Origin of the sequence: Mesorhizobium sp. WSM3859, assembly GCF_002295065.1 — a bacterium.
Lineage (GTDB): Bacteria > Pseudomonadota > Alphaproteobacteria > Rhizobiales > Rhizobiaceae > Mesorhizobium.
Genome location: NZ_NSGG01000016.1, coordinates 87,455 through 100,344, shown reverse-complemented (window position 1 = coordinate 100,344; position 12,890 = coordinate 87,455). Strand labels below are relative to the sequence as shown.

General features: G+C 62.6%; 14 protein-coding genes. 4 read left to right on the top strand and 10 right to left on the bottom strand.

Annotation, left to right across the window (positions count from 1 at the left end):
* Nucleotides 1-270: 270 nt before the first annotated feature.
* Nucleotides 271-420: a hypothetical protein gene (locus CK230_RS33275; RefSeq protein ID WP_176480233.1), complete on the top strand. Its 150-nt coding sequence runs from the start codon at nucleotides 271-273 to the stop codon at nucleotides 418-420.
* A complete protein-coding gene (locus CK230_RS27045) occupies nucleotides 417-1,445 on the top strand; it encodes a class I SAM-dependent methyltransferase (RefSeq protein WP_095795934.1) in 1,029 nt (342 codons plus the stop codon). Before CK230_RS33275 ends, CK230_RS27045 begins: the two co-directional genes overlap by 4 nt.
* 58 nt (nucleotides 1,446-1,503) lie before the next feature.
* Here the strand turns inward: CK230_RS27045 and CK230_RS27040 are convergent, their stop codons facing one another.
* Both CK230_RS27040 and CK230_RS27035 read right to left on the bottom strand, forming a co-directional pair.
* Nucleotides 1,504-2,748 (bottom strand): DNA phosphorothioation-associated DGQHR protein 1, encoded by a 1,245-nt coding sequence (locus CK230_RS27040; RefSeq protein WP_176480232.1) that lies wholly within the window; start codon nucleotides 2,746-2,748, stop codon nucleotides 1,504-1,506.
* Between the two features lie 7 nt (nucleotides 2,749-2,755).
* Nucleotides 2,756-3,295: a hypothetical protein gene (locus CK230_RS27035; protein ID WP_095795935.1), complete on the bottom strand. Its 540-nt coding sequence runs from the start codon at nucleotides 3,293-3,295 to the stop codon at nucleotides 2,756-2,758.
* 508 nt (nucleotides 3,296-3,803) lie between these two features.
* Between CK230_RS27035 and CK230_RS27030 the strand changes: the two genes are divergently transcribed.
* Together CK230_RS27030 and CK230_RS32765 are read left to right on the top strand one after the other, a co-directional pair.
* Nucleotides 3,804-4,079 carry a helix-turn-helix domain-containing protein gene (locus CK230_RS27030; RefSeq protein WP_095795936.1) on the top strand — a complete coding sequence of 92 codons (276 nt, stop codon included), beginning with the start codon at nucleotides 3,804-3,806 and terminating at the stop codon, nucleotides 4,077-4,079.
* 3 nt (nucleotides 4,080-4,082) lie between these two features.
* Nucleotides 4,083-4,361, top strand: a complete 279-nt coding sequence (locus tag CK230_RS32765; protein ID WP_141246111.1) for a hypothetical protein — start codon at nucleotides 4,083-4,085, stop codon at nucleotides 4,359-4,361.
* A gap of 271 nt (nucleotides 4,362-4,632) precedes the next feature.
* Here the strand turns inward: CK230_RS32765 and CK230_RS27025 are convergent, their stop codons facing one another.
* The 8 genes from CK230_RS27025 to CK230_RS26990 all read right to left on the bottom strand — a co-directional run bounded on the left by CK230_RS27025 (nucleotide 4,633) and on the right by CK230_RS26990 (nucleotide 12,852).
* Nucleotides 4,633-5,325: an SMC-Scp complex subunit ScpB gene (locus tag CK230_RS27025; protein ID WP_095795937.1), complete on the bottom strand. Its 693-nt coding sequence runs from the start codon at nucleotides 5,323-5,325 to the stop codon at nucleotides 4,633-4,635.
* A 2-nt stretch (nucleotides 5,326-5,327) separates the two neighbouring features.
* Nucleotides 5,328-6,281: a DUF1403 family protein gene (locus tag CK230_RS27020; RefSeq protein ID WP_095795938.1), complete on the bottom strand. Its 954-nt coding sequence runs from the start codon at nucleotides 6,279-6,281 to the stop codon at nucleotides 5,328-5,330.
* 204 nt (nucleotides 6,282-6,485) lie between these two features.
* Nucleotides 6,486-8,453 carry a relaxase/mobilization nuclease RlxS gene (rlxS, locus tag CK230_RS27015; RefSeq protein ID WP_095795939.1) on the bottom strand — a complete coding sequence of 656 codons (1,968 nt, stop codon included), beginning with the start codon at nucleotides 8,451-8,453 and terminating at the stop codon, nucleotides 6,486-6,488.
* A 179-nt stretch (nucleotides 8,454-8,632) separates the two neighbouring features.
* Nucleotides 8,633-9,316, bottom strand: coding sequence for a lytic transglycosylase domain-containing protein (locus CK230_RS27010; protein WP_095795940.1), 684 nt, complete (start codon nucleotides 9,314-9,316; stop codon nucleotides 8,633-8,635).
* The gene (locus CK230_RS27005; protein WP_095795941.1) at nucleotides 9,304-9,852 is read right to left on the bottom strand and encodes a S26 family signal peptidase; all 549 of its coding nucleotides are present in this window, start codon (nucleotides 9,850-9,852) and stop codon (nucleotides 9,304-9,306) included. Before CK230_RS27005 ends, CK230_RS27010 begins: the two co-directional genes overlap by 13 nt.
* The gene (locus CK230_RS27000) at nucleotides 9,849-10,109 is read right to left on the bottom strand and encodes a helix-turn-helix domain-containing protein (protein ID WP_066995517.1); all 261 of its coding nucleotides are present in this window, start codon (nucleotides 10,107-10,109) and stop codon (nucleotides 9,849-9,851) included. The genes CK230_RS27005 and CK230_RS27000 overlap by 4 nt, the downstream gene beginning before the upstream one ends.
* A gap of 152 nt (nucleotides 10,110-10,261) precedes the next feature.
* Entirely contained in the window at nucleotides 10,262-10,585 is a 324-nt protein-coding gene (locus CK230_RS26995) for a DUF736 domain-containing protein (protein WP_095795942.1), read from the bottom strand.
* A gap of 536 nt (nucleotides 10,586-11,121) precedes the next feature.
* On the bottom strand, nucleotides 11,122-12,852 hold the full coding sequence (locus tag CK230_RS26990) for a ParB/RepB/Spo0J family partition protein (RefSeq protein WP_095795943.1): 1,731 nt from the start codon (nucleotides 12,850-12,852) through the stop codon (nucleotides 11,122-11,124).
* Nucleotides 12,853-12,890 lie beyond the last annotated feature (38 nt).

The window sequence follows — 12,890 nt, the reverse complement described above, 5'->3', positions numbered from 1 at the left end:
GAACCCTACTTGGCTAAGCGCGCGGAAGTCAACTCACGATAAATGGAAGTGTGCTCTTTATAGCGTTTTCACTTCCATTTCTGCCTGACGATCCTATAGCATGGCCTGGTGCGGACGCGAGCTCGTTTTACGCCTTCGCTGGTGCATAGTTCGAGCCTTGGCCGCGGCGGACCGGCTTTGCCATTGTGCGCTGAGGGCTACACAGGCTGGCCATGGCTGTTAAAGCCACGCCGTGCCAAGATGGCTGTGGCATTTTCAGAGGGTGAGCGCATGGAAAAAAGCAGCCATTCGGAAGGGTATCCTCGCCTGCTGGCGTTTCTCGATCAGAAGATGTCGATGAGCCACATCTACCAACCAGTGATCGGCTGCCAGTTCGAGCCCGCCAGTTGGCGGGGAACGGCCATGGCAACGGCGCGATGAGCGACGAGCAGGCTAACGCGCTGCAGCTGGCGGCTTACAACCAGAACTGGGAAACCTTCCGTTCGCTCAACAATCTGATGTGGCAGATCCCGCTGATTGCGATGACGCTGACCGGCGGGCTTTGGTTCGGTGTCTCCACCGTCAAGGACACGCCCTATTTCGCCGCCGGCCTGCTCTTCCTCGCCGGTTGCGGCAATATCGGCCTAATGCTGACGCTGCACCGGCTCCGCTACATCATGGCCCAGTATCTCCACTGGTCGAAAGCGACCTATGCCGCGGGCCATGTGTCCGCCCCCGGCACCTCGTGGCTGACCGGGAACGAGACGGTGCGTCGCATCTTCCAGGCGCTGCTCGGATTGGCGGCGCTCATCAGCTTCGTGCTACTCATGGTGACTATGACAGCGAACAAACCCTCTCAGGCCGAAACAGTCGGCAACCAGGCGATCGCCTACTATGATCGTCATGCCGTCGACCTGGCCGATAGCTATGAAGGCATCTCGTTCGAGAATACGCACCCGGCACTAGCGCAGATGCTGGTGGGCAAGCCACCGCTGCGGATCCTCGACATCGGTGCTGGCACGGGCCGCGACGCGGCGGCGATCGCCTTGCGGGGCCATCATGTCGTTGCGGTCGATCCCTCAGCCCAAATGCTGAAACTGGCGCAGTCCCTTCACGGCGATCCGCGCATCACTTGGCTGTCGGATGCGCTCCCGGGCCTCGCCAAGGTTCAGGGTCAAACGTTCGACATCGTGCTGCTTAGCGCGGTCTGGATGCACATCCCGCCAGCCGAGCGGGCGCAGGCCTTCCGGCAGATCGTGGCGCTGATGGCGCCGAACGGCAACATCTACATCAGTCTGCGCATGGGGCCGGGTGATCCCGAACGGGGCATCTGGCCCGTCGATGCCGACGAAGTCGGCAGGCTGGCGACTGTCAACGAACTCAAGGTGACCAATCTGGGCGCACAGCCGGACCTGCTCGGCCGCGCCGAGGTGAGCTGGCAGACTTTACTCGTCAGCAGACCCTGAGCTACCCCGCAACCCGGCGCCGAATACCGTCGTCGTACCCGGAGATCATGACCCGATGCTACAGCCCCAGTGCCATTTCCAGCGCCCGCCTGATGATCGATCGCCCCGACCCTGAGGGCACGCGAAAGCGTTCATCGGCAAAATTGATCGCGGCGGCTGGCCGCAACCGGTTCTCGAAAAACGGCACACGCAGGTCTTCGGCTTCATAGGCCTCCGGCGCGATCCTGCGCAAGATGTCGAACAGCGCCTGGACACCGACCGTCTTAACGATGAACGAGCCCGGCGCCGGCGCCTGCCAGAAGAGATTGGCGCAGGCCTTGAGATAATTCTCCACCATCGCGTAGATCAGCGCATCGTTCACCCCGATGAATTCGCTGCGCAGCGGCGCCTTGTCTTTCGGACCCCGCGCGAGTACCGAGCGGGGCTGCGCGCGCGATGTCCGCATCGCATTTGTGTCACGCTTCGGGTTCGAGGATACCAGTCGCAGGATACCGTCGACGACGACCGCAGTCGAAACCTTCCACGCAGCCTGCTGGCCGAGCGCGACAAGCGCCTCGTCGCGCTTCGGCGAGACGGCGATCTTGCCGATAAGAGGCGACGATGATTGTGTGGCGAGCTTGCGGGTCAGGAACACGGCAAGCTTGTCGGGCGTCCAAAAATCCTCGGGTTCGTCGGAGACATTATAACCAAACAGTTCATAGGTGAGGCTGCGATCGACCGGCTTCTGGGTTGAATTGATCGTGGCGAAAATCTGTGCCTGAATCGCCTTCGGCAGGTCAATGAATACCGCGCAGATCAATTGCATATCGAGCCGTGAGGCCGCGTCGGCTTTCGCGAATGCAAACAGACGGTGCTGGCCGTCGATGATAGCGGCGAGCTTTTCAGCGCTCGGAATCGTTATCTGTAAACAGCCATCCGGCTTCTCGGTAACAGTCCAAGCTTTTGAGAGGTCGCCAACAGGAGCCGCTTCGTCTGTTTCCTCGCGTTCCTCTTCCTCCATCGCTTCCAGCTCATCAAGATCGAGCCCGACCTCGCGATTATAATTAGCCGCGAGAATGATCGAGTTCGGAAACGCTGAGTCGATCCGATCGATGTAGTCCGCGATTTGAACGAGGCGCTTGTCCTGGACCAAGCGCTGCGTGCCCGAAAGTACGTAGCCCACGCCGTCCGAGCTCAAGGCTGCGCTCATCACATCGCTCGAGGCGACCTGTAGTAGCAACTCCGCCGGTAAAACGGTCACGTAGAATGTGCCGATCGGCTGATCAACGGGAAGTGCAGGAGCTGTAAAGGGATATTCGATCATGGCGCGTTCAAACCTGGAAGCCAGAGAGATTACCTTTCAGCGGGTTATTCGTCGGTCCACCAGACGGTGCATCGATCGGAACCCTGTGCCGATAGATCGGATCGGTCGAGTTGGTGAACCACCATGTCCAGATGGCGCAGACTGACGCAATCGATGCAATGGTCAGGACCGTCCATGGATGCGAAGCGCTGAAAAAGGGAAGTAGGATGGCTACCGCAAGGAAGACGAAGAGGATGAAGAGCGCGAACGACATCAGGATTTTGTTCTGCGACGACGCCAATACAAGCTGAATAGCGGTCGATCCAATCAGCGTCGGAAAGAACGTCATAACCGCAGTCAAAAGCCCGGCAAGTTCAGGCGGTCTGTCGGATATGATGACCTTGAGTGCTTCAGTCCATATTCCCAGGCCGCCGAACAGGACGATGCCCAGTAAAATATATATCACGAACGGTACAGCCTTGACCGGCTCGAATGTGCGCCTCTTGATCTGGTCCCAGAGATAGGCCCAGTCATTGGCCGTCTCACCGCCCCCGATTTCTTCCGACAAGTCACCGCCCCCAAATATCTTATCACACCCGTATCAATGCACAGGCTGTCACAAAGCTCACGGATGGCAGAGCGAGGTCCTTATTGGCTACTCGGCCAACCTAATATCGAGCTAGTTCTAAGACTAATTATCGACAACAACCAGATAACTCAACTGCCAGAATCTTTCGTCGGGTTGCTTAATCTCTTCCTCGAAGCTCGCTGTCCGGGGCAAGATTCGGCGCGAGGGTGAAGTGGCCACCTGTCGCATATCCACTCGCCGACCTCTCGAGCGAACTCGCCATTGTCGGCAACCGAGACACGCCCTTTCCATTCCCCTGACGAGGCCGACGAAGCCCGTCATGGTGGACCCGGAATCGATCCGCGCAGTCTGCGAGGGGGCTGATCCCACTCTGCAGGTTGATGTGATAGGTGTGAAGACACGCGATTTTATATAGCTTGCATTCACATAACTTGTACCTTCTTTATAAGAATGTGGAATTACACTAATTTGGCAAGAGACAAAAGCGATGCCCCTCAGTCTGACGAACGCCGAAGCCCGCGGTCGAACCTATGCCGCAGCCCGGATGTTAGCCGGCCTCGACCAGGCCGCACTTGCGGCTGCCGCTGGCGTATCGGCCGCGACCGTCTCCAACGTGGAGCGGGGACGAGAAGGTCGGCCCGATACGATCAAGGCGATAAGGAAGGCCTTGGCACGCCAGGGCGTACTTGTGGGCTTCAGTTCCAACAACGGGTTAGCATCCGTCACCATATCGTTTGCGGCCGATGACGAAGAGGAAGAGTGAGAGATGAGGTATTTTGCCGAATTTAACCGGGTCATCCGCGACAACATTCGCGTTGCGGCGAGAATGTTGCGCAGGCTCGGTCTCAATGCGCAGGTTCTACCGCACCGCACCTCGCTCGTTATCGAGCGTCCGCGAGGCATGTCATGGTCCGATTTCACGAGTGCTGTAGGCGCTGTCCTTCAGCCACGGCGCGGCTCGGTCATGCTATCCAGTGAAAGCACGGGCAACACGTTTATCTGCAACAATCGTGGCAATCGCCCGGGTCGCTTCATTCGTCAGTAGACGCTCACCTCGACGTGGCGGCAGTGATGATGGCGAAACGGGTGCCGGCGGGCAGCTGAAATCCACGGTGCAGCAGGGGTCTGGTTTTTGGGCCTCTGCAACGGAGAGGATTCCGAGACAAGAAAGCCAGAAATGTCAAACAGCACATCGAGAACCTCGGGCTGGCCCAGTCCGCCCTGATGCAGCATTATCCGGATTGTGCGCCGTTGAGAAAACTCTCTGGGAAAACCGAGATCTGCGGCCAGATCTTCCTGCCCCTGGCATATGCCCCCTATTCTTCGATGCCGATTTCAGCACGACCCTCTCTGGAAACCTCGGGCACTATGTCGCCAGCCAGCAGCTTCTCCTTCGACAACAGGCCAGCGTCCTCGAGCGCCTCGAAATCCGGCAGCTGGCGCAGCGTGTCGAGCCCGAACTGCGACAGGAAATTTTTCGTCGTCACATAGGTGTAAGGCGCGCCCGGCTGTGGGCTGCGCGGCCCTGAGGCGATGAGCTCCTGCGCACGCAGCACGCCGATCAGATCGCGCGACACCTCCTTGCCGAAGAAGGATGACAGCTCGCCGCGGGTGATCGGCTGGAAATAGGCGATGCACATCAAGACGAGCGCCTCCGACTGCGTCAGCTCTTTTGTCCCCTGCCCCGCTGGCGTGCCGAAGGCGGCGTGGATGGCGTCGCCAAAGACCTTTTTGGTCCGATGCTGCCAGCCGCCGGCGGCCGCGACCAGTTCGTAGGGGCGGCCGGCGAGCTCGGCGCGGATGTCGTCGATGACGAGGTCGAGATTGCAGTTTCTGCCCACCACCCGCGTCAGCACCTCGCGCGGCACCGGTTCGCTGGCCGCGAAAATCACGGCTTCGACGCGGCCCATCCACTCGCGCCAGCGCAGCTCCGGCGGCAGGTGCTCGAGCTCCGTGTCAAGCAACGCCGGCTGATCGTCTGGCTTGCGGCGGACGGAGGCCTGGCTCATCGCTACAGCCCAAACAGCCGGAAGCTGGCGCGGCCCGACAGCTCGCGAACAGCCTCGAGCTGCTGCAGCCGTTCGAACAGCCGTCGCGCCGCAAAACGCGACAGGTTCTTTGTGACCAGCGATCCGGGTACGGCATCTTCATTCAGGAGCAAAAAAATCACGTCGCCGGCGCCCTTGGCACGGAGTTTTGGCGCCGCAGCCATAAGTTTTTCGGCACGACGCGACAGCTCGCCCGCCAGCCGGCAGGCCTCGGCCGCTCCCTGAACCAGCGCGACGCAAACCGCCCGCTCAAAACCTTTTTGTCCGGGTCGAATGCGCTTGCCGCCGGCCTCGGCGCGGAAGGCCGGACCAAAAGCCTGCGCCATCAGCAGCGGCAGTGGTCGCGGCCAGCGCAGGGTTTGCGCCAGCACCAGGTCGGAGAGCCACCAGCCAAAAAGCTCGGCATCGGGGCGCATGGCGACGACGCGGGCGGCGACCGCCGCTGCGGCGAACGGCGCCGGCCGCTGCGACCCCGCCACGTCTTCGATCTGCGTGCAGAGGTCAGCGAGCGTCCCGCCGTCCCAGTGCAACCCGAGCTGGTCGACGATCTTTTCGAGCCGATCGACGCTGACCGCTGGTGGCTGCAGCGCCAGCTGGCGCCAGGCGCCAAAAATGGTACCTGCGGGACCGGGATCGGCGCCGGCCGGGCAAAGCTGCCAGGCGTCGCGCAGGGCGGCTTCATCCTCGGCGCGGCCGGTCAGCCGCATGCTGGCGACGGCGCATTTGAGCGCCAGCCGCTGGCGCCAGGCGCCGGTCCAGGCCGGCTGCGCGCGGGCAAGCGTGTCGAGTGAAGCCAAGGCGGCGCCGGCCTGGAAGGCGGCGCAGGCGTCGCTCGGCTCGCCGCCGGCGGCAAGCGCCCAGGAGGGGGCGGTCGGCGGCGCGAACGGATTGGCGGTCGCGGGATCGAGGCGAATCATGTGTTGGGAGAGTAAAGCGCCCGTGCGCTTTATGCCATCAATTTCGCATCAAAACGCACAGCTTGTCGAACAACAAACGACTGATAAGGCAATATTATCAGTCGTTTACCACCATAGGCTCTAATCTAGGTAAATTATGCGGCTAACTATTGTCAGCGACTGCGACCTCTTGGACCAACGCCGGCGGCGCCTCATGCAATCAGGTCACGAAACACTCGGCCCGCTCCTTTGCCGGCCGATGGTCCATGATATCCCCTCCCCGCTCATGATCCCGGAGATCTCCTTTCCGACATGTCGGTCAAGCACTGGCCGCCACGGCACGAGAGTGAACTCACGCGACTTTTCAATGACGGCGTATTTCCCGCTGGCGAGTTCGACTGACCGGACCATCTTTCCTTCCAGCCGATCCCCAGGCTTTGCTTCGAAATAGGAGAGCCCGAGCTCGCTCGAAAGCTGACCGGCAACGCGGTTTAGCTCGCGCTGGCGCAAGACGGAAATCATGTTGGCGCGACAGACTATCCGGCCCTGCTCTTCATGCGCCAAACCCTGGGCAATCAGCCATTGCCTCCGGCGAGCCTGCGCCTCCCGCACCTCGCGGCCAAAGCCGGAGTCGCGCAAGGCTGCCGGTTCATTGGAAACCAATTCTCGGTCCAGCCAGGTGGCGCCGTCGAAATCGACCTGCTTTTCCGTCGGTACTGACGAGAGCTTCTCGACAACGACAGGCTCCGTCCTCGCCCGCTGACGCTCGTAGTCTGTGACCCGATTGAGATGATCCGGTGCGATTGTCCAGGTGCCATCCGGCTGGCGCTCCAAGTCGCCGCCGGCTCGCCGGATCGCCTCCAGCCTTCGGACATGCGTTTCGGCGAAGCGTTCGGTCGCGGACGCATCGTGCCGCAGATGAATATCGACGTTATAGCGCCCGTCATTCGCCGCCGCGATGTCAGCGATCGTACGGTCAACTTGTCTGGGCTCCGTGCTCCGCGGCGTGACACGAACGATGCAGCCCTCCGGCGTGGGCTCCGTCGCCTCGCCTTTGCCGATGTCTATGTAAAGGGTTTTGCCGTCGACACCGTCGACGATGAGATAGTGCCTGTCAATGATCTCGTCGCTCAGCCCGCGAGCAACAACGCGGCCGACAACAGGCTCGGTATTCTGTTCTGCATCGTAGACCACACAATCGGCGGCACTGCGCGCGATTCCCTTGCTAGTCAGTTCGCGATGCATGGTCTTGATGATATCGCCGCGGTCGGCCAAGCGACGCAGCGTTGCTTCGAGTTCATCGTCCAGGCGCCACCGGCCCGGGACGACCTCCGCTGCAAGACCCATCCGCTCAAGCTTGCGCAGCCTACCCCGATGCAGTGTCTGGCGAAACACGTCGCGGGCATCTGCCGAGACAAACCCATCGTCGTCGCGCATTCGTTGCAGCTGCCGGTCGATGCTGGTGAAGCGTTCCTGCTCCATCTCCTGGCGCAAGCGTTGCTCGATCTCGCGATCGGTGCGTGGCCCAAGGTCCAGGCTCACCAGTTCGGCCGCGCGCTCTCGCAAACCAGAGGAGATGTAGTCGCGCGCGATCACGAGATTCTCGCCGCGATCATCCTTGCCTCGGACCATGATGTGCGTGTGCGGATGGCCGGTGTTGAAATGATCTACGGCGACCCAGTCGAGCTTCGTGCCGAGGTCCTCTTCCATCTGCGCCATCAAGCGCCGGGTCAGCGGCTTGAGATCCTCATACTCGATGCCGTCTTCGGCTGCGACGATGAAGCGGAACTGGTGCCTGTCACCGCCGGCACGATCGATGAACGCCTTGCCATCGACGCGGTCACTGTCGGCACCGTAGAGCTCGCCGGGCTCACCTTGCCGAGTGACGCCATCGCGCTGGAGATAGCGCAGGTGCGCACGCGCTCCGTCGACACCCTTGCCGGCCAGCTTGACGAGGCGCGCCTTAACGACGACACGCCGCGACCGAAAAGCCGCATGGCGATCGCGCGATCTGAGGACCGCGGCAGCGGCGCCGCCGCGCCCAATGCGGCTCCCGGTGAAGCGGCCACCACGCGTGGCCTTGCCGCCGGCGCGGTTGATCGCGGCGCGGAGCTGACCGGCAAACCGCTTGCCTGCCTTCGAGCCGCGCGATCCGATTTTGCCGAGCCTTGGCCTGAATTCATCATCCTGCATCGGAGCCTCTTGCGGATTTCCAGCCAAATCAAAGACTTGCGTGACATACCCTCCAGGCGCTGGAGGGAGCCTCCGGGAGAAACGATGTGCAGACAGACACTTGACCGCCTCATGGAGGCGGTGCCTTTATCTTGCCTTACGCGCCCTGCCCTTGTCGCGCGCGCACCGCCTCCAAACTCCTAGCCATCCGGCTCCTTCGGCGGCATGTCATCCTTGCGAAGCGGCACGAGCAGATCGCGGTTTCGCGCGCCGGCGCGAAAACCATCGTGGAGGAAGAACAGCGAGTGGCCCGAGGGTGCCTTTCGCCTCGCCGGAGCGACAGATTTGCCCTTGAATTGTATCATGTCGGTGGCCGAAACCCCGGCCGCCCTGAGCTGATCGAGGTAATCGACGGTCTCTTTCGGCAATGGCTTGCCGTGCTTCAAATGCCGTTCGTAGCGCTCCGGGCCCGCGTTGTAGGCGGCGAACAGGCCGGGGAATCCGAAGCGGTCATACATGGCTCGCAGATAGGCGGTGCCGGCGAGAATATTGTCGCGCGGATCGTGCGGATTTGGGCCGAGACCATGGGCCACGCGCATCTCCGCATAGGTGGCGGGCATCAGCTGCATGAGGCCAATGGCGCCGGCGCGAGAGGTGATGGGGCGGCCGTCGCGCATAGTGTTGCCGCCGCTTTCGGCATCCATGACGGCGTAGATCCAGGCCTGCGGAACACGGAAACGCCGGCTCGCTTCCGCTACGAACTGCTGCCAGTTTCGAAGCTGCGGACTTTGGGAGATGGCGACCGGCTCGGCGCCGGTCGAGGCGGAACAGGCGCATGGCGCGGTGGCGATCATGCCCAACATCAGGAGGGTCACTCGGTCCATAGCGGCACGAGCCTCCCGATGACATTGGCGGCCTGCACCGGCCCGAAATAGCGGCTGTCGAAGGAGCGATTGGTCTCGCTGCCGAGCAGGAACACCTCGTCCTTGGTGAGTGCCCGGCAGCCTTTCCACCATGGCAACGGTCGGCCTTGGGCGTCGATCTTGAGCCGGCGCGCCACGATGTCGCCGCCGATGATGATGGCGTCATGGAAGGCGCAGACATGCTCGGTCGGGACCGCTGCAAGGCGCTTCACCAGCGCCACATTGCGGGGCAGATAGCCGCGTTGGGCCGCCAGATAGGCCACGTAGTCAGGCGGGCGGACGAGCACCAGATCGCCACGCGCCGGCGTGCCCGCAGCGATTCGATAGAGGCCGATCGGCGCGCTGGCCGAGGCGTTCCAGACCAGCCATGGCGTGGGTGTTGCGAGTGCCGTGAAGACCGAAAGGCTCAGGCCAATCGTGGCAATGGAGATAGCCTTCCGGGCGCGAACGCGGCGCAGGCCGGAGCCGATCATGCGCAGAAATGGACGCCGGCTCATGAGCGGCCTCCATCGTCGGCCGGCGTGGAACCGGCTTCGGGAGCGCCGTAGTGCGGATGGCCTTTCGACCACTCGTCGAGCTCGTCGATGTGATAGCGGACATAGCGGCCGTGCTTGCGGAATTTCGGGCCGCCGCCCTTGAGCCGCATCTTTTCGAGCGTGCGTTGGGAGAGGCCGATATAGAAGGCTGCTTGCGCGGTATTGAGAAACGGGCTGCCCTTCTTTGCGCGGGCGGCGCGTTCGTTTTCGTCGTCCATGATTGTCCTCGTGTCGCTTAAGGAGAAGCGACGGAGAGGATGGGCGAGCGAGGTCGCTGCGGGGACGGGCGAAGAGTCGGGGGCGAGTTTTCGCCGCTCTTGTCAGATGAGCCCCGCGCCGGTCGCGGCGCGGGGCTCGGAGCTCCGCCGTTTTAGTCGGCGGGGTTCCAGATGATGGCGTAGGTGTCGTCATCGTCCTGGCCGGCGGCACGGCCGAGATTGGCGTAGAGCTTGCGCGGACCAAACTCCGGGGCGGCGATCGACAGGCTCACATAGTCTTTGCCGGAAGCCTCGCCGATGCGGATCCAGCCGGCGCCAACTTCGACGCCTTGCGTCAGCACCCGGAAGTCTGGATGATTGTCGGCGGTCTTGCCCTGGTTGGGCACGATGTCGATGTCGGCGCGGAGGCTGAGCGTCTTGAGCTGGCCCTTGTAGCCGCCGTTTTCCTGCTTGGTGACGTATCCGATCGCAGTCATGTTAGTCTCCTGTTTTGCTGTCGCCGGGGACCATTCCCCTGCGATGGCGGACCGTGATGGGCGCGTCCGGCCCGCCTGAATCCGACAGGGCCGCAGCGGCAGCGCAGGACCCGAGCGGGCGGCTTTTTTGGAGCGAAGCGGGCGCGAGGAGCCGCCGCAGGCGGCGGGGAAAAAAGCTGCTGGCCGAGGGTTTCGGGCGGGCCGGAACCGCCCATAGGTCGACAAGCCAACCGCAGGGAAATGGTGCTGAAAGACGCTTGGGAGACAGATCGCGCGATCGGCTGACCGATCCCCAAGCAACATGGCGGGTGCCGGGCTTGGCACGGGTTCAGACACCGCAGCCAGCGACGACGTGCCTAACCGCGTGGCGCCTCGGCGAGCATTCCGGCGTCGCACAGGGCTGGCGAAGGGCATCGATTTGCGTCGGACCACCGCGTGCAGTGCGCGCTTCAAAAATCGCGAAAGTGCAACCGGTTCTGCCCGAGAGGTGCCCCAAGCGGCGGCTTTCGAAATGCCGCCGCTTGAGGCTTGGCCGGTCACTCCGACACGAACAGGTGCCGGACCTTGGCCCACTGATCGGCGGTGCGGAAGCCGCCGCGGGCTGTGTAGCTTTCGGCGGGGAATTTCATCCAGCGCGGCAGCCAGCTTTCCACCTTCTCGCGGCCGTTCTCGCCGGCAAGGAAGTCGCGGATGATCTTCTTTTGCGTCTTGACCTTCTCCGAAACATTGCCGTCGGCGACAGGCTTGCCGCCGATGTCGGCGAGCATGGCATTGGCGACTTCCTTGTCGCGCAGTAGCTCGAAGAACGCCTCGTCCACTTGCCAGAAAGCAGCCATGTCGACGTTCAGATTATGCCCAAGCGCCTCAATGACGGCGCTGCCGGCCTCGAGCGTCTCGGCCATGACAAGGCTGAGAACGCGCAAGACATCGTCATCGGAGAGCGCCAGCAAGCGGGCAAAGACGCTGGCGAAAGCACAGCCGTCGCCGTGGCCGCCGGTGAGCGGGCCATCGTCGTCCGCTTGCCCAATCAGCGCCAAAATTTCGCGCCGCTTTTCGGCGAAGGCGGCTTCGGCCTTGCAGGCGGCGAGGCTGGCGGCGACCGTCTCGTTCGCCGCGCGCTGCGGCTCGCGGCGCACCTGCCACAGGCTTGAACCGGAAATCGCATGCGCCACCATGAGGCGCATTGCAATGGCGGGATGATCGAGCAAGGCGGTGCGCACGGCACCGTGGCGATGCAGATCGACATAGTTCTGCATCGGGCCGGTGAGTTCAGGCCGCGACGGCTTGACGACCTGTTCGTCCTGCTCGCCGCCCTCGGCATCGGCGCGGGCGCGGCGCGCTTCCTTGCGCGACAGCCAGCCCTCGTGACACTCGACCTCGCCGCGATGCGAGACGGTGATGACGACCTTGCCGCCCTTCTTCTTTGGCGTTTTCTCGTGATCCCATGAGTGGAAATACTGCCCCGGTTCGAGCACCGTCACTTCGCTCCATCCGGCCTCGATATAGGCGTCCCGCTTGGCCGCGATCGCCTCGTTCTGCTTGAGCCAGAACAGGTCGGCATCGGCAAAATAGCTGTCCTCGCCGAACAGGTCGGAGACGATGAGGCCGGGATAGTCCTCGATGGCGAACAGCGCCACCTTGGTGGAAATCGACTGGCCGCCGAACAGCCATTGTTTCAGCTGGTAGCCGCGCGGGGCGTATTGCTCGGGATCGGCATAAAGCGCCAGCCAGTCCTTCTGCTGCGCTTTCGAAGCCATGGTGAGATAGCGCGCCGTCTCGGCGTCGATCTCCTCGCGGCGGTAGGCGTCGCGGATCTTGGGCAGAAGCTCGCCGAGCGCCAGACTGCGTTTCACCTGAAGCTCGGTGATGCCGAAGGTGGCGGCGATGTCGGCAAGGGTGCGGCCTTCCCGGATCAGCCGGGAGAAGGTTTCCCATTGCGAGACTTCGTCGGGGTCGAGGCGTGCAATGTTTTCGATGAGCGAGGCCTCGAGCGCATCGGCGTCGTCGCCATCCTCCATGATGGCGCAGGGCAAGGCGTCGCTCTCGCCGCGCTCGTCGGCGAGCGACTTGGCGGCGAAATAGCGTCGCCGTCCGGCGACGATTTCGAAGCTTTCCGGCGTCCCGTTGGGCCGCACCAGAAGCGGCACGAGAACGCCGCGCGCACGCACGGACGGCAGGATATCGGAGATATCCGGCGCGCGTTTGCCGTGGCGCATGTTGAGGGCGGAAATGTTAAGCCGATCTAGCGGAATATGAGCGAGCTGCATGATTTGTCTCCTTCGGTTTGGTTTGAGGTTCTCCCGCC

Bases quoted from the DNA above. Each gene is read 5' to 3' on its own strand.
- CK230_RS27010 (WP_095795940.1), bottom strand. From the start codon at position 9,316: ATGGACCGAGTGACCCTCCTGATGTTGGGCATGATCGCCACCGCGCCA.
- CK230_RS32765 (WP_141246111.1), top strand. From the start codon at position 4,083: ATGAGGTATTTTGCCGAATTTAACCGGGTCATCCGCGACAACATTCGC.
- CK230_RS27030 (WP_095795936.1), top strand. From the start codon at position 3,804: ATGCCCCTCAGTCTGACGAACGCCGAAGCCCGCGGTCGAACCTATGCC.
- CK230_RS27040 (WP_176480232.1), bottom strand. From the start codon at position 2,748: ATGATCGAATATCCCTTTACAGCTCCTGCACTTCCCGTTGATCAGCCG.
- CK230_RS27020 (WP_095795938.1), bottom strand. From the start codon at position 6,281: ATGATTCGCCTCGATCCCGCGACCGCCAATCCGTTCGCGCCGCCGACC.
- CK230_RS26990 (WP_095795943.1), bottom strand. From the start codon at position 12,852: ATGCAGCTCGCTCATATTCCGCTAGATCGGCTTAACATTTCCGCCCTC.
- CK230_RS26995 (WP_095795942.1), bottom strand. From the start codon at position 10,585: ATGACTGCGATCGGATACGTCACCAAGCAGGAAAACGGCGGCTACAAG.
- CK230_RS27000 (WP_066995517.1), bottom strand. From the start codon at position 10,109: ATGGACGACGAAAACGAACGCGCCGCCCGCGCAAAGAAGGGCAGCCCG.
- CK230_RS27005 (WP_095795941.1), bottom strand. From the start codon at position 9,852: ATGAGCCGGCGTCCATTTCTGCGCATGATCGGCTCCGGCCTGCGCCGC.
- CK230_RS33275 (WP_176480233.1), top strand. From the start codon at position 271: ATGGAAAAAAGCAGCCATTCGGAAGGGTATCCTCGCCTGCTGGCGTTT.
- CK230_RS27025 (WP_095795937.1), bottom strand. From the start codon at position 5,325: ATGAGCCAGGCCTCCGTCCGCCGCAAGCCAGACGATCAGCCGGCGTTG.
- rlxS (WP_095795939.1), bottom strand. From the start codon at position 8,453: ATGCAGGATGATGAATTCAGGCCAAGGCTCGGCAAAATCGGATCGCGC.
- CK230_RS27045 (WP_095795934.1), top strand. From the start codon at position 417: ATGAGCGACGAGCAGGCTAACGCGCTGCAGCTGGCGGCTTACAACCAG.